The organism is Mesorhizobium sp. P2_D6 (genome assembly GCF_056404315.1).
This window is the reverse complement of the sequence record NZ_JBFUEG010000009.1, coordinates 203,772-226,067: the sequence shown is the minus strand read 5'-3', so window position 1 is coordinate 226,067 and position 22,296 is coordinate 203,772. Positions and strand designations below refer to the sequence as shown.

The 22,296-nt window shown below is 63.9% G+C and carries 20 protein-coding genes; 14 read left to right on the top strand and 6 right to left on the bottom strand.

Annotation, left to right across the window (positions count from 1 at the left end):
- Positions 1 to 340 precede the first annotated feature (340 nt).
- The gene (gene nanR, locus AC1D1L_RS20860) at positions 341 to 1,036 is read right to left on the bottom strand and encodes a transcriptional regulator NanR (RefSeq protein WP_477343383.1); all 696 of its coding nucleotides are present in this window, start codon (positions 1,034 to 1,036) and stop codon (positions 341 to 343) included.
- A 196-nt stretch (positions 1,037 to 1,232) separates the two neighbouring features.
- Here nanR and AC1D1L_RS20855 point away from each other — a divergent pair, with 196 nt between their 5' ends.
- From AC1D1L_RS20855 to AC1D1L_RS20835, 5 genes are all read left to right on the top strand, one after another.
- Positions 1,233 to 2,834: an ABC transporter substrate-binding protein gene (locus AC1D1L_RS20855; protein WP_477343337.1), complete on the top strand. Its 1,602-nt coding sequence runs from the start codon at positions 1,233 to 1,235 to the stop codon at positions 2,832 to 2,834.
- A gap of 89 nt (positions 2,835 to 2,923) precedes the next feature.
- On the top strand, positions 2,924 to 3,880 hold the full coding sequence (locus AC1D1L_RS20850) for an ABC transporter permease (protein WP_477343336.1): 957 nt from the start codon (positions 2,924 to 2,926) through the stop codon (positions 3,878 to 3,880).
- Positions 3,873 to 4,781 (top strand): oligopeptide ABC transporter permease, encoded by a 909-nt coding sequence (gene opp4C, locus AC1D1L_RS20845; RefSeq protein ID WP_477343335.1) that lies wholly within the window; start codon positions 3,873 to 3,875, stop codon positions 4,779 to 4,781. Before AC1D1L_RS20850 ends, opp4C begins: the two co-directional genes overlap by 8 nt.
- Positions 4,778 to 6,847 carry an ABC transporter ATP-binding protein gene (locus AC1D1L_RS20840; protein WP_477343334.1) on the top strand — a complete coding sequence of 690 codons (2,070 nt, stop codon included), beginning with the start codon at positions 4,778 to 4,780 and terminating at the stop codon, positions 6,845 to 6,847. The genes opp4C and AC1D1L_RS20840 overlap by 4 nt, the downstream gene beginning before the upstream one ends.
- 131 nt (positions 6,848 to 6,978) lie before the next feature.
- Positions 6,979 to 7,875 carry a dihydrodipicolinate synthase family protein gene (locus AC1D1L_RS20835; RefSeq protein ID WP_477343332.1) on the top strand — a complete coding sequence of 299 codons (897 nt, stop codon included), beginning with the start codon at positions 6,979 to 6,981 and terminating at the stop codon, positions 7,873 to 7,875.
- Between the two features lie 9 nt (positions 7,876 to 7,884).
- Here the strand turns inward: AC1D1L_RS20835 and AC1D1L_RS20830 are convergent, their stop codons facing one another.
- Positions 7,885 to 8,424, bottom strand: a complete 540-nt coding sequence (locus AC1D1L_RS20830) for a cytochrome c (protein ID WP_477343331.1) — start codon at positions 8,422 to 8,424, stop codon at positions 7,885 to 7,887.
- Between the two features lie 539 nt (positions 8,425 to 8,963).
- Here AC1D1L_RS20830 and AC1D1L_RS20825 point away from each other — a divergent pair.
- The 7 genes from AC1D1L_RS20825 (at position 8,964) to AC1D1L_RS20795 (ending at position 16,863) form a co-directional block, all read left to right on the top strand.
- Entirely contained in the window at positions 8,964 to 10,490 is a 1,527-nt protein-coding gene (locus tag AC1D1L_RS20825) for a DUF2778 domain-containing protein (RefSeq protein WP_477343329.1), read from the top strand.
- Between the two features lie 204 nt (positions 10,491 to 10,694).
- Positions 10,695 to 11,480, top strand: a complete 786-nt coding sequence (locus AC1D1L_RS20820; protein ID WP_477343328.1) for a ThuA domain-containing protein — start codon at positions 10,695 to 10,697, stop codon at positions 11,478 to 11,480.
- Between the two features lie 114 nt (positions 11,481 to 11,594).
- The gene (locus AC1D1L_RS20815; protein WP_477343327.1) at positions 11,595 to 12,653 is read left to right on the top strand and encodes a Gfo/Idh/MocA family protein; all 1,059 of its coding nucleotides are present in this window, start codon (positions 11,595 to 11,597) and stop codon (positions 12,651 to 12,653) included.
- A gap of 21 nt (positions 12,654 to 12,674) precedes the next feature.
- Positions 12,675 to 13,076, top strand: a complete 402-nt coding sequence (locus tag AC1D1L_RS20810; protein WP_477343326.1) for a GFA family protein — start codon at positions 12,675 to 12,677, stop codon at positions 13,074 to 13,076.
- 54 nt (positions 13,077 to 13,130) lie between these two features.
- A complete protein-coding gene (locus AC1D1L_RS20805; protein WP_477343325.1) occupies positions 13,131 to 13,946 on the top strand; it encodes an N-formylglutamate amidohydrolase in 816 nt (271 codons plus the stop codon).
- Positions 13,943 to 15,805, top strand: coding sequence for a flavohemoglobin expression-modulating QEGLA motif protein (locus AC1D1L_RS20800; RefSeq protein WP_477343324.1), 1,863 nt, complete (start codon positions 13,943 to 13,945; stop codon positions 15,803 to 15,805). Before AC1D1L_RS20805 ends, AC1D1L_RS20800 begins: the two co-directional genes overlap by 4 nt.
- 11 nt (positions 15,806 to 15,816) lie before the next feature.
- Positions 15,817 to 16,863 (top strand): glutathione synthetase, encoded by a 1,047-nt coding sequence (locus AC1D1L_RS20795; RefSeq protein WP_477343323.1) that lies wholly within the window; start codon positions 15,817 to 15,819, stop codon positions 16,861 to 16,863.
- A gap of 43 nt (positions 16,864 to 16,906) precedes the next feature.
- On the opposite strand, the gene AC1D1L_RS20790 is transcribed toward AC1D1L_RS20795, so the two are convergent.
- Positions 16,907 to 17,449, bottom strand: a complete 543-nt coding sequence (locus AC1D1L_RS20790) for a class I SAM-dependent methyltransferase (protein ID WP_477343322.1) — start codon at positions 17,447 to 17,449, stop codon at positions 16,907 to 16,909.
- Positions 17,450 to 17,742: 293 nt separating this feature from the next.
- On the opposite strand from AC1D1L_RS20790, the gene AC1D1L_RS20785 reads away from it, so the two are divergent.
- Together AC1D1L_RS20785 and AC1D1L_RS20780 are read left to right on the top strand one after the other, a co-directional pair.
- The gene (locus tag AC1D1L_RS20785) at positions 17,743 to 19,287 is read left to right on the top strand and encodes a bifunctional AfsR/SARP family transcriptional regulator/alpha/beta hydrolase (protein ID WP_477343321.1); all 1,545 of its coding nucleotides are present in this window, start codon (positions 17,743 to 17,745) and stop codon (positions 19,285 to 19,287) included.
- Positions 19,288 to 19,386: 99 nt separating this feature from the next.
- Positions 19,387 to 20,124, top strand: a complete 738-nt coding sequence (locus AC1D1L_RS20780) for an alpha/beta fold hydrolase (RefSeq protein ID WP_477343319.1) — start codon at positions 19,387 to 19,389, stop codon at positions 20,122 to 20,124.
- Here the strand turns inward: AC1D1L_RS20780 and AC1D1L_RS20775 are convergent.
- Genes AC1D1L_RS20775 through AC1D1L_RS20765 form a run of 3 tightly spaced genes read right to left on the bottom strand, consistent with a single transcriptional unit; the run spans position 20,121 to position 22,254 of the window.
- The gene (locus AC1D1L_RS20775; protein WP_477343382.1) at positions 20,121 to 20,849 is read right to left on the bottom strand and encodes an amino acid ABC transporter ATP-binding protein; all 729 of its coding nucleotides are present in this window, start codon (positions 20,847 to 20,849) and stop codon (positions 20,121 to 20,123) included. The two genes, AC1D1L_RS20780 and AC1D1L_RS20775, sit on opposite strands and share 4 nt — an antisense overlap.
- A gap of 56 nt (positions 20,850 to 20,905) precedes the next feature.
- A complete protein-coding gene (locus tag AC1D1L_RS20770; RefSeq protein WP_477283209.1) occupies positions 20,906 to 21,580 on the bottom strand; it encodes an amino acid ABC transporter permease in 675 nt (224 codons plus the stop codon).
- Complete coding sequence (locus AC1D1L_RS20765; protein WP_477343317.1) at positions 21,577 to 22,254, bottom strand: amino acid ABC transporter permease; 678 nt, start codon at positions 22,252 to 22,254, stop codon at positions 21,577 to 21,579. Before AC1D1L_RS20765 ends, AC1D1L_RS20770 begins: the two co-directional genes overlap by 4 nt.
- Between the last annotated feature and the right edge of the window lie 42 nt (positions 22,255 to 22,296).

The window sequence follows — 22,296 nt, the reverse complement described above, 5'->3', positions numbered from 1 at the left end:
CGCCGATCGTAGCGCAAATCGGCGGCCAGGCAAAAGCCGCGCGGCGATTTCCATATTTGACAAAATGGGCTCGGCAGCGTGAACATCCACAATTATTTGAGGAGAGAATCTGTGAAGAAAGCCTACGAAAAGCCGAGTTTGGCCAAGGCCGGAAAGCTCTCATCGGTGGTCGCTGCGGTCCCGTCGAAGGCTGCCTGAGCGCCACCAGCTGCTGATAGCCTGAATTCGGCTGTCTTGAATCGACAACTGACTGGCATCCAATGAAAAGCCCGCCGGTCTTGAACGGCGGGCTTTTCATTGGCCTGCAGACTGTCAACCTCGCCCGCCGAATGTCTGCCGGCTAATCCTGTTTGCCCGAATTGAACTTGCGCCGCGCGTTTTCCAGATGCGCGCGCATCGCTTGGCCGGCTGTTTCCGGCTCGTGGCGCTCGATCGCCTCGAACACCGCCTGGTGGCCGGCGAAACTCTTGCGATTCTCGATTTCGGTGTTGGCCATGTGGATGCGCTGATTGATCAGCCATTCGACCAGCGCCTCATGCGCGGCGAGGAAGATCGGATTGCCTGGGATGACGGTCAGGACGCGGTGAAACGCGACATCGGTGACGGCGAAAGCCCGCGCCCGGGGAATGGCACGCTCGTTTTCGGCCAGCGCGGCGGCCAGCGCGTCGATCTGTTCGCGGGTCGCCACCTCGGCGGCATGGCGAGCGATCGAGACCTCGAGAAACAGCCGCAGCTGCTCGAAATGGCCGATGCCGTCGGGCTGGTCCATCAAAAGATGCGCCGTACCCGTTAACTGCTCCAGCATGTTCTTCGGCGTCGGCCGCGTCACCTTCGGGCGCTCGCCGCTGTTGATGCGCACCAGCCCCATCTTCTCCAGCGCAAACAGCGCCTCGCGCACCGACGGGCGGCCGACGTCGAACATCGACATCAAGTCGCGCTCGGACGGCAGCGAAGCGCCGACCGGGTAGACCTCGTCGCGGATCATCGCCTCCAGGCGAAGGCGAACTTCATCGGACAATTTTTTTCGAACCGGCATATTGTGCATGGTCTACCTTTTAAGCTATTAGACCAGTCGCCGCAAGCGAGGATCTTGCGCAACCGAAGGGATGGAGATCGCCGTTTTGCCGATCGGCGCGGCGGTCGCGTGACAGGCGACGACCTGGCGCGAATCGGCCTGGGAGCAGGGGCATGGCCTCGATTTCAGCCGGCGAAAGCAACGGGAGGAAAATTCCATGAGAAGACTGTTGATGAGCTTTCTGTCGGCACTGGCGCTGACGTTTGCGGCCGGCGCCGCGAAGGCCGCGGATGGCGGCACGTTCCGCTCGGCGATGCGCACCGGCTGCATCGAGATGGGCACGCTGCACACCACCTGCGGCCACCGGCTCGATGAGACTGTGCTGCAAGGCCTTGTTCACATCAAATGGACGGGCGACGGCGTACAGCCGATGCTGGCCGAGAGCTGGAAGACGCCCGATGGCGGCAAGACCTACATCTTCAGCTTGCGCCATGGCGTCAAATGGCATGACGGTGCGCCCTTTACCGCCAAGGACGTGGTGTTCAGCCTCAACCTCTACGCCAACCCCAAGGTCGGCTCGCCCTGGGCGCAGAAGCTTGGCGCGGTCGCCGGATACAAGGCTTTCCAGGATGGCTCGGCCTCCTCGCTTGCCGGAGTGAAAGCACTCGATGACATGACCGTCCAGGTCGAGCTCGACAGCGCCAAGCCGCTCTGGGTCGAGCTGCAGCTTATCGCCATCAGCATCTTTCCCGAACACATTCTGGGCAAGGTCGCACCCGGCGACATCAAGGGTAACGCCTTCTGGGTCAACCGCGTCGGCACCGGCCCGTTCATCTGGAAGAAATACGAGAGCGACCAGTATGTCGAGGTCGACCGCAACCCCGACTATTTCCTCGGCGCGCCGAAGCTCGACCGCATCATCTACCAGATCTACAAGGACGTGCCGCCGATCATCGCGGCACTGGAGACGCAGGAGGTCGACGCCATGTCCTATGAGGGCGGCGGTGTGCCGGTCTCCGAACTCGCCCGCCTGCAGAAGCTCGACTATCTGACGGTGCTGCCGAAATTCTCCGCCGGCCTGCCGACCTACCTGCAGTTCAACCTGGAGAACAAGCGTTTCGCCGATGTGCGCGTGCGTCAGGCGATGCTCTATGCCATCGACCGCAAGGCCATCATCGAGACGGTCAAGCAGGGCGCCGGAGAGCTGTTGAATACGCTGTTCCCGCAGGATTGGGCGCGCGCCAAGGACCTCGAAGCCTACGACTACAATCCCGACAAGGCCAAGCAGCTGCTGACTGATGCCGGCTGGGACGCCAGCCAGCCGGTCGATTTCATCTACTACTATTCCGACCAGATGAACGTCGACACCGTCACCGCCATCCAGAGTTATCTGGCCGCCGTTGGCGTCAACATCCAGCCGCGCCTGCTCGATCCGGCGGCGATCAACCAGGTCTATGCCGATGGCAGCTTCCAGATGGGCTTCTTCGCGCAAGGCATGGGGCTCGATCCCTCGCTCGGCTCGCCGCTGGTCGTCTGCGGCGCCAAGCCGCTTGCCATGGGCTATTGCAACCCCAAGGTCGACGAACTGTTCAACAAGGGGCTGGAATCGAACGACCGCGCGGTGCGCGCCGCAAGCTACCAGGAGGCCTCGCGCATCCTCAACCAGGAGATGCCCAAGGCCTGGCTGTGGAACGAGGTGCGGCCGCTCGCCTTCAACAACCGCATCGTCGGCCTTGCCCAGCACTTCAAGGAGCAGCCGCTCGTGATCTTCAATCACCCGGTCTACAACGAAGTCGAGAAGTGGGAAGTGGCGAAATAGCCACTGCCGATACCCTTGCCGATCGTGAGGCTCTGCCGGAGCCTCACGATCCGATGTCTCAGAACCGCCTTCAACCATAGGAGAGGCCGGTGCTCAGCTATCTCCTGCGAAAATTGCTGTTCAGCATTCCGGTGCTGTTCGGCGTCACCGTGATCGTCTTTTCCATCGCCCATGCCATGCCGGGCGATGCTGTGCTGGCGATGATCACGGCGGAAGCGCCCTCAAGCGAAGAGCTGATCGCCATGCGGCGCGGCGAGCTCGGTCTCGACCAGCCGGTTTACATCCAGTACCTCAACTGGATCGGCCAGATCCTGCACGGCAATCTCGGCCGCTCCTTCGTCAATGGCCGCAGCGTCGGCGAGATCATAGGCGAGCGCTTGCCGATGACGCTGGAGCTGATGGGCGTGGCGCTGCTGATAGCCTCCCTCCTCGGGACCACGCTCGGCGTGATCTCGGCACTGCGGCAATACAAGCTCACGGACTATTCGCTGACGCTTGCCGGCTTTGTCGGCGTCTCCATCCCGGACTTCTTCATGGGTCTGCTGCTGGTCTATGTCTTTGCGCTGGAGCTGCGCTGGCTGCCGTCGTCCGGCATCTCGACCGCCGGCGACAGCTTCTCGCTCATTGACAATCTCAAGCACCTGATCCTTCCGGCGGCGGCGCTCGCTTTGTTCCGCGCCGCCATCTTCATGCGCTATGCCCGCGCCGGCATGCTCGAAGTGCTGAACCAGAGCTATATGCGCACCGCCAAGGCCAAGGGCCTGCGCACGAGCACGATCACGCTGCGCCACGGCCTGCGCAATGCGCTGATCCCGCTGGTCACCGTCTTCGGTCTCGCTTTGCCCACCCTGTTCGGCGGCTCGGTGGTGATCGAGACGATTTTCCAGTGGCCGGGCATCGGCCTGATGTTCATCGATTCCGTGGTCAACCGGGATAGTCCCGTCATCATGGGCTACGTGCTGATCACCGCCATCATCGTCATGCTGGCCAACCTTGCGACCGACCTGGCCTACAGCGTGCTCGACCCCAGGGTGAGCTATGACTGACGCCACCGCCGCCGACATCGCGGTCACTGCGCGCGCCTCGCGTGGCCTGTGGGGCGAGGCGGCGCGCCGCTTCCTGCAGCACCGGCTGGCGACGCTCGGCCTGATCATGCTCGCCATCATCGTGGTCGCTTGCGTGCTGGCGCCGCTGATCGCGCATTACGGCCCGAACGACATCGACCTCAGGGGCCGCAACCAGCCGCCTAGTGGCATGCATTGGTTGGGCACCGACGGCACCGGCAGGGATATCTTTGCCCGCATCCTCTATGGCGGCCGCATTTCGCTGACGGTCGGCTTCGTCGCCGTGGCAATCTCGGCGGCGATCGGCATCTTCATCGGCTGCGTCGCCGGTTATTTCGCCGGCAAGGTCGACCTCTTGCTGATGGGCCTGATCGACATGGTGCTGACGTTTCCGCGCCTGGTCATCATCATCGCCTTCGTCGCCGTCGTCGGCCCCAGCATCTTCAACACCATGGTGGTGATCGGGCTGCTCAGCTGGCCCTCGATCGCGAGGCTAACGCGTGGCGAGATCCTGGCGCTGCGCAACCAGGAATTCATCCTCGCCGCGCGCTCGCTCGGCACCTCGCCATCGGTCATCATCCTCGAACACATATTGCCCAATGTGCTGAGCCCGATCCTGGTAGCGATCACGCTCGATGTCGCGACCGTCATCCTGCTCGAGGCGTCTCTGTCTTTCCTCGGTCTCGGCGCACAGGCGCCTGCGGCAAGCTGGGGCAACATGTTGCGCGATGCGCGCACGCTGTCGATCCTGGAAAGCCAGCCCTGGATGTGGATCTCGCCCGGCGCCATGATCGCGATGGCCGTGCTCAGCATCAACTTCGTCGGCGACGGCCTGCGCGATGCGCTCGACCCGCAGCACATTATGGGCGGGGGCGGCAAATGACGGACGCCGACGCACTCGCCGTTAAAAGGACGGCAGAGAGGATCGGACAGCAGTCGGTGCTTTCCGTGCAAGGGCTGAGCGTTCAGTTCGGTCCGCAAGGCAGCGCCGTCTATGCCGTCAACGATGTCTCCTTCGAGCTTGCCGAAGGCGAGTCGCTGGCCATTGTCGGCGAGAGCGGCTCGGGCAAGTCCGTCACGGTGCAGACATTGATGGGCCTGATCCGCAAGCCGCCGGGCCGCGTGACGTCAGGCCGCGCACTCTTTCGCGGCCGCGATCTGCTGGCCATGCCCGACAGTGAGTTGCGCCAGATCCGCGGCCGCGACATCGCCATGATCTTCCAGGACCCGATGTCGTCGCTGAACCCGGTGCTGACCATCGGCCTGCAGCTGACCGAGGCGCTGCGCGAGCACCAGGGCTTGAGCGAGGCCGAGGCCGAGCGCCAGGCGCTCGATATGCTGGATCTCGTCGGCATCGCCAACGGACCGCAGCGCATGCGCGCCTTTCCGCATCAGTTCTCCGGCGGCCAGCTGCAGCGCATCGGCATCGCCATGGCGCTGGTCTGCAAGCCGTCGATCCTGATCGCCGACGAGCCGACGACGGCGCTCGACGTCACCATCCAGGCGCAGATCGTCGAACTGGTGGTGCGCCTGCAAAAGCAGCTCGGCATGGCGATCATCTGGATCAGCCACGATCTCAGCCTGGTCGCCGGCTTCGTTGACCGCGTCGCGGTGATGTATGCCGGCTCGATCGTCGAATGCGCGCCGGTCGATGAACTCTTCTTGGCAACGACGCACCCCTACACGATCGGCCTGTTGAACTCGATCCCGTCGCTGACGGCCGACAACACCAGGCTGGTGCCGATCAAGGGCGCGCCGCCCAATGTGACTTTGCCGCCGACCTTCTGCGCCTTCGCGCCGCGCTGCGACTATGCCGAGGCACGCTGCCGCGAACAAAAGCCGCCGCTGGAAGCGGTCGACGCCGGCCACATCACGGCCTGCTGGCGTTGGCGCGAGGTCGATCATCTGCCACGATCGCCCGCCGCCGCATCAGCTGTGAAGCCGCCTGCTGCGGCTGGGCAGGAGGCGCTGCTCACCGTCACCGATCTCAAAGTGCATTTTCCGATCCGGCGCGGCGTGCTGCGGCGGCAGGTCGGTGCGGTGCATGCCGTCGACGGCGTCAGCTTCGAGGTGTTGCGCGGCGAAACGCTTGCGCTGGTCGGCGAAAGCGGCTGCGGCAAGTCGACCACCGGCCGCGCCGTGCTCGGTCTCGAGCGGCCGAGCGCCGGCCGCATCGTGTTCGAGGGCAGGGATTATGCCGGTGCGACCGGCGAAGAGCTGAAGCAGCGCCGCCGCGACATGCAGATGGTGTTCCAGAACCCGTTCGGCTCGCTCAATCCGCGCATGACCGTCGGCCGCATCATCGGTGAGGGGCTGCGTGCGCAGAAGATCGGAACCCGCGCCACGCGCGATATCAGGGTCACAGAGTTGCTGGCGCTGGTCGGCTTGAGGGAAGCGCTGCGCAACCGCTACCCCTTCGAGCTCTCCGGCGGCCAGCGCCAGCGCGTCGGCATTGCTCGCGCGCTGGCCGCCAATCCGAAATTCATCATTGCCGACGAGCCGATCTCGGCGCTCGATGTCTCGATCCAGGCGCAGATCGTCAACCTGCTCGACGACCTGAAGGCACGGCTTGGGCTGACCTATCTGTTCGTCGGCCACGATCTGTCGATGATCCGCTATCTCAGCGACCGTGTCGCGGTGATGTATCTCGGCCGCATTGTCGAGATCGGCACGACGGCTTCGGTGTTCGGCAGCCCGCTGCACCCCTATACGCGCGCGCTGCTGTCGGCGATCCCGGTGCCGGATCCGAAGGCCGGCGGCACGCGCCGACGCATCGTGCTTGGCGGCGGCGTGCCCGATCCGTCGAAGCCGCCGTCCGGCTGCCACTTCCATCCGCGCTGCCCGAAGGCGACCGACATCTGCGGCAAGCTGGATCCGCAATCGCGCGATTTCGGATCGTCCGCGTCGGGCCGGCACCTCGTCGCCTGCCACCATGCCGGCGAGGCGTAGTCAATGCGCCTGAGCAAAAACCGGCTGTCGAAAAAGATCATGCCGAAACAACGCCATAGAGCCGGAACCGGAATCAGTGGCTCAGGCGCCGATTTCCCCGAGACAATCCCGACAGCACCGAGGACTTAGCAATGACCAGAGAATTGGCGGGCATGTATGCCGCCTTGATGACCGGCCTCAGCGACGCCGGCGAGTTCGACCCGCAGCGCCAGCGCAACATCAACGATTACGTGCTGCGCCAAGGCCTTGCCGGTCTCTATGTCGGCGGCAGCAGCGGCGAGTCTGGTCTGCTGACGGTGGACGAATTGCTGGCTCAGCAGGAGGTGGTGTTCGCCGGTGCGACGGGGTCGGGCGTCAATCTGATCGCCCATGTCGGCATGCCGAACCTGCGTGATTCCATCCGCCTGGCGCGGCACGCGAAAAAGCTTGGTTATCACGCGCTGTCGGCACTGCCGCCGCATTCCTATCCGTTCTCCGACGAGGAGGTTTTCGGCTACTACGAGGCGCTGGCGGCGGCGACCGACCTGCCGCTGATGGTCTACGAAATCCCGTTGCGCACCGGCCGTCCCTTACCGCTGGCGCTGCTGGTCAGGCTGCTCGATCTCGGCAATGTCATCGGCATCAAATACACCTCCACCGACCTGTTCAAATATTCGCTGCTGCGCAAGCGGCAGCCGCAAAAGCTGTTCTTCTACGGCTTCGACGAGATCTATGCCGCCGCCGGAATGCTCGGCACGGAAGGCGGCATCGGCACGACCTACAATCTGCTCGGGCGGCTCTACGTGGCGGTCGACCAGGCGGTCCGCGCCGGCGACCTGGCCCGGGCGAAGGAATTGCAGATGGTGTCGCAGGATTTCGTCGAAGCACTGCTCGAAACCGGCGTGCTGCCGGGTATGAAAGCGGCCTTCCGGGTCATCGGTGTCGATTGCGGCCCAACCCGCGCACCGATGGCGCCAGCCGTCAAGGACGCCGAGGATCGGATGCGCGCCGTTCTCGCCCGCCCGGCGATCAAGGCCTGGCTGGCGTGATCGGCAGCCTCACTCGGTCCTCTGCCGGAACTTCGAATGACAGTTCGAGCAATCCTGCAGGATGAGGTGCAGGATATGTTCCGCCGGTAGTTTGGCCGGATCGGCTTCCGCCGGGATCGCGCGTTTGCCGAGCAGGCTGCCGCCGCCCATTGCCAGACCGGCCCCCATGCGCATGTCGTCGGTAATGCGGTCGGGCGCGTGCTCGGCCTTGGCGGCCAGCGCGTCGGCCAGCGTCCCGATGTGATTTGCCAACGCCTCGAATTCCGCACGCGCCGGATCGATCTCCAGCCTGGCCTGCGAAGGTGGCCCCAGCGAGGCGCTCGGAAACTCGGCAATCAGGGCAGGGCCGGTGCGTGCGCGAAGGGTTTGCGCCGCCGCCTTGAACGTCGCGGCGTCGTAGGCTTGTCTGCCGTCGAACATGCCGGCGATGGTTTTCGCCGCCGCCGCCATCTCCTTCATCGACGCCTGCCGTGCCGTCACGATCGGTCCATCGCCGGCAGAGGCGGCCATCGTGAGGGCGCAGACGAGCCACAGCAGCGCCGCTTTCACAGTCCATCTCACGGCGCAATGTCCTCGCCGTCCCATCCAACCGTGATAAGCCAGCCGCAGCAGGGGTTCGACTTGGATTCTTCTGTCGTGGTGCCGATACTCATCGATAAATATCCGTGGTCGGAGGCCTCTGTCTCTGAGGCGGATAGACCTTCCAGCCACCGGAAGGTCAACTGCTTGAAACAGCCGATCGGCGGGCAATCAGCCCGGGCTTGCAGAGACCTGACGCAGCGTTTCCTTGACTTGGATCGCAAAAACGGGCAGCAAAGCACAGGTGAGGGAGAGCATTTCTACCGTGGCGCAGACCATGGAGGCTCTTTTTTCGTATCGACCGCCGCACAATGTGCGACCGGTGGAGGGATTGGTTAACCAACTTTGTCCATCTTTTGATTCAATCGGCAACAGACGCGAAAGGTGCAGGGGGCACCAGCGAACTGTGGATGTCACGGATGCGAGGGTCGCAAGCCTGCATGCCGATTGAGAGTGGTTGTATGGCGTTTTTGCGTTTGAAAGACCGGGGCGACAATCCTGAACGGGATTTGACTTCGAAGAGATCCGGCCAGCGCTGGGTGGTGGTGCCGGTCGTCGGCGCGGCCCTTGCGCTGTGGTCGGTAGCGACCATGGCCGGCCTCTATTCGCTAGGCACCTCGCTCACCGCCGCGTCCAACACCTTGCCGCAAAGCCTGCTTCTGCCAAACGCAGCACTTGCCGATTCCCGCCGCAGCCTTGCCAATTCGTGGGCGCCGCGGCTTTCGGCACAGAAATTACAGGCCTCGCTGCTCACCCAGTGCGATACCGGCTGCAGGCGCACCGCCGCGAGCTTCGCGCATAACGGCAAGATGGCGCGGCTGAAGCCGGCCGCGCATGCCTCGAATGCCGATGTCGCGCAAAACATCGGTACGGCGCAAAACACCAGCATCGCACTTGTCACTCCGCGCGATGCGCGTTTCGACGGCGTGGTGGCCAAGGCAAAGCTGTCGCCGCAAAAGCTGGCTGCCGCCTTCGCCAAGGCCTCGAATGCGCCCTTCATGCTTGCCAGCCTTCCGGCCGCTGCCCGTTTCGCCGAAGTCCGCATGCCCGACCAGCATGGCCCCGCCTCGGAGCGCTTTGGGCCGGAAGTGGCCGAGATCGAACGCTCGTCCCGCCTTGCGCTGGCGCTGGCCAACACCTTGCCGGATCAGGGCGCCGACATGCTGGCGCCGCCGCCGGCCGTCGCGGCAATCGTCGAAGCGCAAAATCCTGAGCAGGCCGAGGTTCAGGTCGCCTCGCTGCCGCCGCAGGATGATCTGCCCGACAACATTGCACTGCCGGGTCGGCGTCCGCGCGCCGAAACCGCTCAGCCTGCCGAGGCGCCCAGCAAGCCTAAGGCGCAAGCGGCCAAGCCTCAGGCGGCCAAGCCACAGACCGACAGGGCGGCCGAGACCGCGGCACCCCAGTCGCCGGGCATTGTGTCGCCGCGCTCGCCGCGCAATTCCCAGGACGTCGCCGCACTGCCGGGCGTGCCAGGCAGCGAGACCATCCGCACCAAGCCGGGCAAGCGGGTGAAGGCGCAAGCCGGCGAGATGCTGGCCTATGCCAAACCGGATGTCCCGGCTGGCGGTGTCGGCCGCGCCTTCAAGGATCTGTTCGCCACGCCCGGAATGGGGGGCGGCGTCGCCGTCTACGACATCTCGGCCAAGACCGTCTACATGCCGGACGGCTCCCGGCTCGAGGCCCATTCGGGACTGGGCTCGATGGTCGACCAGCCGCGTTTCGTCCACAAGAAAAATGTCGGCCCGACGCCGCCCGATACTTATGATCTGAGGCTGCGTGAATCACGCTTCCATGGCGTCGAGGCGATACGGCTCACTCCGGTCAGCGGCAGCAACAAATATGGCCGCGACGGCCTGCTCGCCCACACCTACATGCTGCGCGGCGGCCGTGCGGAATCAAACGGCTGCGTCGTCTTCAAGGACTATGCGCGCTTCCTCTCCGCCTACAAGAAGGGCAAGATCAAGCGCCTTGTCGTCGTGCCGCGGCTCTCTAGGCCGCTGACGCAGGTCGCCCAGGATGGGCGGGGAGCGTAGGCAGTAGGGCAGTAGGGCAGTAGGGCAGTAGGGCAGTAGGGCAGTAGGGCAGTAGGGCAGTAGGGCAGTAGGGCCTCAGGCTCTCGCTGCCCTTTCCTTTTTCTTCCCCTATTCCCCTACTGCCTTACTGCCCAAAATCGTTTCCATTCCGCTCCGAGCAGACTATGACTGACCGCGGCGGGTCGGCTTCACCACGAGGACATCATGACAATACGCGCTGTCGTTTGGGGCGAGAACATCCATGAGCGGACCAATGAGGTGGTCGCCGCCCTCTATCCCGAGGGCATGCACACGACCATCGCCAAGGCGCTGAATGCCGACAAGGCGATCTCCGCCTCGACCGCCACGCTGGAACAGCCCGAGCATGGCCTGTCGGCCGATCGTCTGGCCGAGACCGACGTGCTGGTCTGGTGGGGCCACAAGGACCATGGCGCCGTTGCCGACGAAGTGGTCGAGCGCGTCGCCCGCCGGGTCTTCGAAGGCATGGGGCTGATCGTTCTGCATTCCGGCCATTTCTCGAAAATCTTCAAGCGGCTGATGGGCACGCCCTGCACGCTGAAATGGCGCGAGGCCGGCGAGCGCGAGCGGCTCTGGGTGACCAGCCCCAGCCATCCGATCGCCGAAGGCGTTGGCGAGTTTTTCGAGCTCGAGAATGAAGAAATGTATGGCGAGCAGTTCGCCGTGCCGGAGCCGCTGGAGACGGTGTTCATCTCCTGGTTCCAGGGCGGCGAGGTGTTCCGCTCCGGGCTGACCTACCGGCGCGGCGCCGGCAACGTCTTCTACTTCCGCCCGGGCCATGAGACCTATCCCACCTATCACGACACCACTGTGCACAAGGTGCTGCGCAACGCGGTGAAGTGGGCGCACAACCCGCAAGGCACGAAATCGGCGATTCTGGATGCGCCGAACGTGCCGGTCGACAAGGCGCTGGAGACCATCGTCGAGCGCGGCGGCAAGCTGCACGCCTCGGGCGAGGCGGGTTTCCGCTAAAACAACCCAAGGAAAAGGCGCAGCGGCTTTCCGTCTGGAGTTGCGTATGAACAACGCTTGGACCACATTCGGCTCATTTCATTGAATCGAACCAATTTCGCTCGGAGTGCAAAAATGCGGCTTTTGATATTGGGTACCGGCTGGATGGCGCAGGAGCATGCCCGCCGCTTTGGCGCCATTGATGGCGTCGAGATCGTCGGCGCTGTCGATGTCGATGAAAAGCGCGTCGGCGAATTCGCCGACGGCTTCAAGATCCCGAAGCGCTTCACCTCGCTGGAGGCAGCGCTCGACTGGGGCGGCTTCGATGCGGTGGCCAACGTCACGCCGGACCGTATCCACCATCCGACGACCATGGCGCTGATTGCGGCCGGCAAGCCGGTGCTGTGCGAAAAGCCGCTCGCCGAAAATTTCGCCAAGGCGAGCGAGATGGCTGACGCGGCGCAAGCCGCTGGCATCGTCAATATGGTCAACCTCACCTATCGCAACGTCGCTCCCTTGCAGAAGGCGCGGCAGATGGTGCTGGCCGGCGACATCGGCACCGTCCGCCACGTCGAGGCCTCCTATCTGCAGAGCTGGCTGGTGTCGAAATTCTGGGGCGACTGGCGCACCGATCCGAAATGGCTGTGGCGGCTGTCGCGCAGCCACGGCTCCAACGGCGTGCTAGGCGATGTCGGCATCCATATCCTCGATTTCGCCAGCTATGGCGCCGCACTCGACATCGACCACGTCTTCTGCCGGCTGCGCGCCTTCGACAAGGCGCCGGGCAACCGCATCGGCGAATACGACCTCGACGCCAATGACAGTTTCGCCATGACGCTGGATTTTTCCAACGGCGCCTTTGGCGTCGTCCATGCCAGCCGCTGGGCGACCGGCCATATGAACGAACTGCGCCTGCGCATCTACGGCGACAAGGGCGGCATCGAGGTCGTGCACAATCTGGAGGGCTCGGAGCTGAAGGCGTGCATTGGCGAGGATATCGAGACCGCCAAATGGCAGGTGATCGACGCCGGCACGGTGCCGACCAACTACCAGCGTTTCGTCGATGCGGTCGCAAGCGGCGTGCAGACCGAACCGTCATTCCATCATGCCGCCGAACTGCAAAAGGTGCTGGATCTGGCCGTCGTGTCGGACGAGAAGCGCACGGAGTTGAGGGCCAGCGCCGACACGCAGTAATGTGAAGGAGACGACGAAACCATGATCACGCGGCGCGCGCAATGTCTCTGCGGCCAGCTGTCAGCAACCTGTACGGGCGAGCCGGTGCGCATCTCGGTCTGCCATTGCCTGGACTGCAAGCGCCGCACCGGCAGCGCCTTCAGCTACAATGTCCGGTTTGCGGAAGGCGATGTATCGATCGAGGGACGGGCGAAGCAGTTCACCCGCACGGGCGATCAGGGCGGCCGCGTCATCTACAATTTCTGCCCAGAGTGCGGCGCCAGCGTCCACTACCGGATCGATACTCAACCCGGGGTGATCGCCATTCCCGTCGGCGCCTTCGCCGACCCGTCCTTCCCGCCGCCCTTCCAGTCCTTCTACCACGACAGCCGGCGCTGCGACTGGGTGGAGATCAAAGCCGAGCCGCTGGCGACGTTCGACTGAAGGCCGCTTTCGACATGAAGCGGAACCGTCCGCACGCTCCGCGCATTTCGGAGCATGGACAAGACGATTTCCAACACCGGTCGGGGCGGGTCGGGCTGGACGATCAAGCTCGGAGACGGTCCTGTCGTCGGTACAGCCATCCACAGCGGCACCGACGTTGGCAGTGCTTGCCGAGGGCTTATGTGTCTTTCTGATCCAGACCGGCTTCGAGAGGAAGATCCGTTCACCGAGCGCTTCATCGCCGATTTCCCGACCCGGATCATCGTTCATCGGTCGCGCTTCCAGGTCGATCTGAACCGCGCGCGCGACGCTGCCGTCTACTTGTCGCCGGACCAGTCCTGGGGGCTCAAAGTCTGGCGGGAGTTGCCGGCCGAGGCCATCGTGGAGGAGTCTCTGTCCTTTCACGATGCCTTCTACAGTGAGCTGAAGCGCGTCCTCGCCGATATCGAGAAGCGCTATGGCCGTTTCGTTCTCGTCGACGTCCACAGCTACAATCACCGCCGCGATGGGCCGCATTCTGTGCCGACATCTCGCGACGCAGCTCCCGACATCAACATCGGGACGTCTTCGATGGACCGCGAGCGCTGGGCGCCGGTCGTCGATGCGTTCATCGAAACGCTTCGCGGCCACCAGCTCAACGGCGAGCCAATCGATGTGCGCGAGAACGTGTCCTTCCAGGGCAAGGGCGAACAGACGCGTTTCGTCCACACCAATTTTCCAGAGACCGGCTGTGCCATCGCGGTGGAGTTCAAGAAGATTTTTATGGACGAATGGAGCGGCGAACCCGACTGGGCAGCAATCGATCAGCTGCGCGCCATACTGGCGTCAACTGTGCCTGTCCTGGCAAAGGCGCTGCGGGCCATGCGATGAAGCCCAAGCTTGTCGAGCACACATCTCCACTGCTGCAAATCGAAGCGGACCTTGGCGGGCTTTTCCGCGACGGCAAGCCGATCCGCCGCGAGTTCGGCAACGGCAATCGTTTGCACATCGATCGGCCGCTGCCCTTTCTGTGTGTCCATGTCGGGTCGCGTCAGGATGCCGCATTCCATGCCGTCTCCGCCAACGCCTCCTATCTGATCGCCGCCGACATCGAGCTCGCCGGCGAGGTCGCGCGGCTGGTGGCGCGCCGGCTACACGATCACTGCGGCGCATTCCTCTTGCTGGACATCGGCGAGTTGGCCGAAGACCGGTTCCTGACGGAGGATGTTCCATTCCTGCCGCCTTTCGAGATTGCGCTGGCCTGCGGCAGCACGGCGCCGGAGAAGGCGGCGCGCAAGCGCTTCGCTGATGCTGCATCCGCGCGTGAAGCCAAATACCGCACGCCCCGCGTCGACGAGCTCAGTCCCACCACACGTGCCGAAGCACGGCTCTGGAACGATCCCGGTGATGTGGCGTGCCTGACGGTGCGCTTCGCCCCGATCTACAGGGTGCCGGGCACCAAGCGCGTCTACCCCGAACTCCACGATCTCGTCGTCGCCAACATGGTCGATTCCGCGCTTCAGGCCGTCAGCGCCTTCCTGAAGGCATCGAGCCTGGAACAGCCGGCGACCCATCGTTCCCTCGGCCGCCGCGCCTATATCGACGCTGTCGTGCGCGCCGACCGTGCGATCGACAATGTCGCGTCGACCTTCGATTTTCTGCTTGCCGTCACACCGATCAATGCCGAACCCGCCTGGCGGGAATTCCAGGCAGGCGCTTTCGAGCGTGTGCCCGCACTGCTTTACCGGCCGCTCGAGCTTGAGGTCGCCGACCAGAAGCGGAGGCTCTATTCGATCTCGCTCGATCATCTGGAAGATACGCTCCTGACCAGGCTGCTCTCCGAAAAGCAGCAGGAGCTCGATCTCCAGCTGTCGATGCTCGCGGCACGCGAGACGCCGCGATTCGTCGAACTTGGACGAGCCCTCTATGGCAGCGTCGAGCCGAGCCTGGCGGCGAGGGCACGCTCCATTCTCGAAAGGCTCCCGCGCGTTGCCTCGGCCGCCCGGCAGAAGGGCCTCGATGCCGCCGCCGTTGCCGCCGCCGCGCGCGACATGATCGCCGGATGCCGGGTCGCCTATCCCGATTTCGAGGCTTCGGTGGAGATCCGAGGCGACCTGCCGGCCGGCCTGCTGGTCTCGCGAAACCGGTTGCTGGTGTCGCGCGATACCAACCTTCCGCCGGAGCGTCTGACGGCGCTGCTCAGCCACGAGATCGGTGTTCATCTGCTGACCTATTTCAATGGTGCCGCGCAGGGGCTCGCCATCTTCTGCAGCGGGCTCGCCGGCTATGAAGGCATGCAGGAGGGACTGGCCGTGCTGGCGGAGTATCTAGTCGGCGGCATGACCGCAGCGCGTTTGCGGCTGATTGCAGCGAGAGTGATCGCCTGTCAGGCGATGCTCGACGGCGCAACCTTCGAGGAAGCCTTCCGCAGTCTTCGCAGGGATCTCGAGAATCGCGAGGCCTTCAACGTCGTTCTGCGCGTCTACAGAGGCGGCGGTCTTGCAAAGGACGCCATCTATCTGCGCGGCCTGCTGCAGATCCTCGATCACTTGAGGAACGGCGGCAGCCTAACGCCGTTCTGGATCGGCAAGATCGCCGCCGCGCATTTCGGGGCGATCCAGGAACTCAACGCACGCGGTCTGCTACGAGCGCCGCGCCTCGAACCTGCGTTCCTCTCTTCCGACGCGGCGCGGCCGCGCCTCAGGAAAGCGATGGCGGGAATCGATCCGATCGATATGGTTGAAAGCTGAGGGGCTCCACAATGCGCATCGCGTTCTTCGTCAATTCCATTGAAACCGAGACGCCGGGATACACGACGACGGCGTTGGCGCTGGCCGCCGTCCAGCGCGGTCATTCCGTCGTCTATGTCGAGCCGGGCGATTTCATCCTGCGCCCTAGTGATGATCTGGCCGTCAGCGTGACGGCTCTGCCCGATGCTGCCTACAAGACATCAGGCAAGCTTCATGCTGCCCTGCAGGATGCCGCGAAGCAGAAGAAGACTGTCGCCATGAGCGACATCGACATATTGTTTCTGCGCAACGACCCGTCGCTGGATGGCGCCGGTCGGCCATGGGCGGCCAATGCCGGCATCATGTTCGGTCGGCTCGCAGCCGAACGGGGCACCATCGTCGTCAACGATCCGGGCGGTCTGGCGCAGGCACAGAGCAAGCTCTATTTGCAGTCTTTCCCCGAGGCGGTCAGGCCGGCGAGCCTGATATCGCGCAGCATTGCCGAGATCCGCGCCTTCATCGACAAACAGCCGAAGGGCTGTATCGTCAAACCGCTGCAAGGTTCGGGTGGCAAGAACGTGTTCCATATTGCCAAGCCCACCGATTCCAACCTCAACCAGATTTTCGAGGCGGCCAGCGGTGACGGCTATCTTGTCGCGCAGGTCTACCTTCCGGAAGCCAAGGCCGGTGACGTGCGTCTGTTCCTGATGAACGGCCTGCCGCTGGTGCGCGACGGCAAATACGCAGCCTTTCGCCGCGTTCCGGCCAAGGGCGACGTCCGCTCCAACATCCATGCCGCTGGCACGGCCCGCAAGGTCAAGGTAACGGCCACCATGCTGGGCATTGCCGAAATGGTGCGCCCCAAACTGATCGGCGACGGCATGTTCCTGGTCGGTCTCGACATCGTCGGCGACAAACTTCTGGAGATCAACGTCTTGACGCCAGGCGGGCTGACCCGGCTGGCCGACATGTACGCGACGGATTTTGCCGCAAGCGTCATCGCTGCGCTGGAGGAGAAGCGGACGCTGCGGCAAGCCTATGGAAAGACCATGACAAATTCGCGGTTGGCAACGCTTTGAGGAGCGCTGGCAGTCGCGAACTGATCTTCTGCGCGAAAATCCGTCAATTTGGCGGTGGGACCGCGACCCCGGCGTGGTGACTTCCCAGATGCCAGAGGGACAGCGGAAATCGTCCGCGCTCATCATGGACGAGCCGAAAGCCCGCCCCGCTGATCAGGCGCAATGGATTGCGATTGAGCTGGCAGCCGCCGGCGATTCCTCCCCACGTCCGGTTCAGGCGCTCCTGCCACCTGCGGCAACGCGGCCCCTCTGCTTGGCCGTGCTCGATGAAGATCAGCCGGCCCGTGGACTTCAAGATGCGCCGGATTTCACTTAGCGCCGCCTCAGGGTCCGGAATGGTGCAGAAAGCGTAGGTGACGACGACGGTGTCGGCAAAGTCATCGGCCAACGGCAGGGTTTCGCCTCTGGCGCGGAGGCATTCGACATCGAAAGGCATGGAACGGCTCTTCGGTCCAGCCAACCCGAGCATCGTGCCGTCGGGATCGACGCCCACCAGCCGCTGCACCCTGGCCGGGTCGTAGTAGGGAAGGTTCAGGCCGGACCCGAAGCCGACCTCCACAACAATGCCCTCTGCCTGCGGGATCATTCGCTTTCGCATGTGCGCGAATGCGTTGGCCGAACAGCCCGCGTGGACGAAGTAGGGAGCAATGCAGCGTGCGTACCAGGAGAGGCAGGATTGGCACATGTCTCAGCCTCCTTGCTCGGTGTTCGAGGCGCCGATGGGGCCGCCAGCCTCGGGCATGCGCTGAAAGGTGAGAGTATTGACCAGTGACATTTATCGCTCCAAGGGTGTCTTCAGACGGGCCAAATGGCCCAACGTCGTGGGATAGGTAGAAGGCCTGCGTCCCCTCAACGTCCCCGCTCGGCGCATACGGATCGATGGAGCGATTGCAGTTCCGACTTCTGGGTTATCCGGAGTTCCGTCTGAACGGGCGGCGGGTGGAGCTTGCCTTGCGCAAGGCAGCCGCGCTCCTCATCTACCTCGCCGAGGCCGATGGCCCCGTAGCGCGCGAGGTTGCCGCTACACTTTTGTGGCCCGAAACCGACGAGGACGCCGCACGGGCGCGCCTTCGGCGCACGCTGTATAAAATCCGCATCGCGTTCGGCAGCGATGTTATCGCCGCCAGCGGAACATCCCTCAGCCTGCATCCGGCGCTGTCCGCCGAGGTCGACTCCAGGGTTTTCGAGCATGCCTGTGATATCGGGCCTCTCGACGAGGCCGCTGATATCCACAAGGGCGACTATCTCGCCGGCTTCTCACTGCCGGACTGTCTGGAATTCGAGGAATGGGTCTTCTTCAGGCGCGAGGCCCTGCGCAGCCGGCTGGTGCAGGCGCTGGAGCGGCTTGTCGAAGCGAAAATCGCCGGCGGCGAGCCTCGCAGCGCGGTCGTGCATGCGACGCGCATTGCGGCCCTGGACCCCTTGAGCGAAAGCGCACACCGTCACCTGATCCGCGCCCACCTGGCGGCCGGGGACAGGGCGGCGGCCGAGCGCCAGGCCGAGACCTGTGTTCGGTTGCTGCGGGACGAACTCGGCATAGCGCCAGACTCCGCCACGCTTGCCCTGCTGCGTGAACCAACGCGCGATACTGGCTCGGACGTGCCCAGAACGCGCTATGTCGACGTGGACGGCGTCCATATTGCCTACCAGATCGTCGGCAGCGGCCCGATGGATATCGTGCTTGTTCCGGGGTTCATTTCGCATGTCGAGCGGGTTTGGGAAGACAGAAGCTGCCGCTCCTGGATCACCGCGGTTTCGCGTCTTGGCCGCCTGATCCTTTTCGACCGGCGCGGCATGGGACTTTCCGACCGCGTTGGCGCCCGCCCAACCGTCGAAGCGACGGCGCAGGATATTCTGGCGGTCATGAACGCGGCCGGCAGCCGCAGGGCCTTGCTCATCGGTGCATCGGAAGGTGGGCCGGGTTGTATCCGTTTTGCCGTGAACCATTCTGATCGCCTGATCGGCCTAGTTCTCTGGGGTTCCCTGGCGAAAGGCAGCCGCGCGCCCGACTATCCTTTTGCCCTGACCGTCGCCCAATACGACCTGTGGAAGCAACGCCTGCTCGCCGGCTGGGGTGGTCCGGCGGAAATCCAGACATTCGCCCCGAGCCTGGCCGCAGACCGCCAGGCGCAGAGCTGGTGGGCCGGATTGCTCAGGGCAGCCTCCAGTCCCGGCGCGGTAGCAGGTTTGCTCGAAGCGCTGCGTGATACTGACGTCCGCCATCTCCTGGCAAAAGTTTCGGCCAGGACGATGGTTCTGCACCGCTCCGGCGACCGTGCCGTGCGCGTCGAGGCCGGGCGGTTCCTCGCAGCCAAAATCCCGGACGCGCGTTTCATCGAGGTCGCCGGTGACGACCACTGGTTCTGGGTCGGCGATCAGCAGCCGCTGCTCGACAGCATCAGCGCGTTTGCACGAGGCAGCTGATCGCAGCCGGGGACGATCAGGGGACACCCCCTGTGTAGGGCGACGCTCACAACTCTCGATGTCTGTTGTGAAGTTTTGCGCCCTGCAGAAGGAACGATCATGTTCGTTGTATCGGAAGACGGAACCCGCATTGCCTATGAGGTGGTCGGGACGGGAAAGCCGCTCGTGCTGCTGCACGGCTTTACAGCTGATCACACGATTTGGCGTGAAGTAGGCTACGTCGAGCGGTTGGCGGGGCGGCAACTGATACTGATCGACGCTCGAGGTCACGGCAGAAGCGACAAGCCGCATGTGCCCGAAGCGTATGATGCCGGGCGATGCGCGACAGATGTCGCGGCGGTTCTGAATGATATCGGCGCAGTCAACGCCGACATCTGTGGGCATTCCTTGGGCGGCACGATTGCCCTGGCGTTTGCCACCCACTACCCGAACCGGGTGCGCTCGCTTGTCGTCAACGGGGCGCATCCCTTCGGTCAGGATCTGAGTCTGCTCAGGGCGGCCGTGAGCGTCGACGTAGAACCCTGGATCTCGTATCTGCGCACCCAGAACTGGCCGTTGACAGACGGGAACGTCAGGCAACTCAGAAGCAATGATCTTGACGCCCTGCGGGCATGCGTTGCACTGGACCGGTCCGATCGGTCGGCACCGTTTGTCGGCTTTGATCGACCGATCCTTGCGATCAGCGGAGAGGCCGATCCGTTGTGTCCGAAGGTCCGTGATTTTGCAGCCCTTGCCGGCGCCGACTCTCTCGAACTCGTCGGATGCAATCATTTCCAGGCGTTCTTGGCGGTCGACCCGATATGCGCGCGCATGGAAGAGTTTTTGGCTCTACCCTAGTGCCTGAGAATCTTGCTCAGAAAAGCCCGGCTGCGGTCCGTCTTCGGGGCAGAGAAAAACTCCTCCGGCGTGCCGCTTTCGACGATGGCGCCGGCGTCCATGAACACCACGCGCTGCGCCACCTTGCGGGCAAAGCCCATTTCGTGCGTCACCACCATCATGGTCATGCCTTCTTCAGCCACCGCGACCATCACGTCGAGCACTTCGGAAATCATCTCGGGGTCGAGCGCCGAGGTCGGCTCGTCGAACAGCATGATCTTGGGCCGCATGCCGAGGCAGCGTGCGATTGCTACGCGCTGCTGCTGGCCGCCGGAGAGCTGTGAGGGATACGCGTTGACCTTGTCGGCGAGGCCGACCTTGGCCAGCAAGTCGCGACCGGCCTGCTCGGCCTCGGCGCGCGGGATCTTGCGGACATGGATCGGCGCCAGCGTCACGTTTTCCAGTGCGGTCTTGTGCGGGTAGAGATTGAACGACTGGAAGACGAAGCCGATCTCGGTGCGCAGCAGCGTCATGTTGGTGGCGGGGTCCCCGAGGCGCTGGCTGTCGACGATGAGGTCGCCGTCCTTGATCGTCTCCAAGCCGTTGATGCAGCGGATCAACGTGCTCTTGCCCGAGCCGCTGGGGCCGCAGACGACGACGACCTCGCGCGGCTCGACGCTGAGTGTGATGTCTTTCAGCACATTGAGCGCGCCGAACCATTTGTTGACGCCGCGAAAGTCGATCATGCCGGATTTGGTCTGGCTTGGCGTGCTCATATTCGTGCGCCCTTTGGGGTTCGATGTCACAGCTGCACCTCGCCATGCGCTTGGCCCATGCGCCGCTCCAGCCGGCGGGCGAGCATGATCAGCGGATAGCAGACGATGAAATAGCCGACGCCGACGAGGAAGAAGACCAGCAGGCCGTTGGGCACACGCTGCACCACCAGCCAGCCGACCCGGGTGAGGTCGGTCAGCCCGATGGCCGAGACGACCGAAGAATCCTTGATCAAGAGCACATACTGCCCGACCAGCGGCGGCAGCACGATGCGCATCGCTTGCGGCAGCACCACCTGGCGCATGCGCTGCCAGCGCGACAGGCCTGACGCCAGCGCTGCCTCGACCTGGCCGGTCGGCACCGAACGGATGCCGGCGGCGACGATTTCGCAGATAAAGCAGGCGGCCAGATTGGTCAGTGCGATGATGCCGGCGGTGAAGGCGTCGAGCTCGATGCCGAATTCCGGCAGGATGAAGAAGATCAGAAAGATCTGCACCAGGAACGGCGTGCCGCGGATCAGGTCGACCCAGGCGCCGATCACACTCGAGATCAGCCGGTTGCCGCCGGTGCGCAAGATGCCGAGGCCGAAGCCGAGCGCCGTGCCCAGCACCAGGCTGATCAGCGACAGCATTACCGTCATGCCGAGGCCGCGCAAGGCGAGGGGATAGCTGCCGGCGAGGCTTTGCAGCTGCTGCCAGATCATGTGCTGCTCCTTGCCGGCTGCAGGCCGAGCCAGCGACTGGACAGCCCCGCCAATCCTTTGAGGCAATAGTAGAGCAGCAGATAAAAGGCGGCGATGGTGAGAAAACCTTCCGCCGGCATGAAGCGGTCGGACGCCAGCAACTGGCCGGCGCGTGTCAGTTCGGAAACCGAGATCAACGACAACAGGGCCGAATCCTTGACCAGCACGATCGCCTGGCCGAGCAGCGGCGGGATCGTCACCTTGAAGGCTTGCGGCAGGATGACCAGGCGCATGCGCTGGACATAGGTCATCCCCGAGGCGACGCCGGCTTCCACCTGGCCGCGCGGGATCGACAGGATGCCGGCGCGAATGATTTCGGCGACATAGGCGCCGCTGTTCAGCGACAGAGCGATGATGCCGACGACAAGCTCGGGCAGCACGAAGCCGAGCCGCGGCAGGCCGAAATAGAGGAAATAGAGCTGCGCCAGCAACGGCGTGGCGCGCACGGCATCGATATAGGCCTTGGCTGGCAGGCGAAACAGCTGGCCACGCTGCAGGTTCATGGCGGCGAGCACGATGCCGACCGCCAGCGCCCCGGCAAAGGACAGCGCCGACAGCCACACAGTCGCGATCAAACCCTGCCCGAACAGCGGCAGATATTCGACGATGGTGCGGAAGCTGAAGTTTTCGAGCATGGGCGGTGAATGGGGAATAGGCAGTGGGCAGTAGTGAGTAGG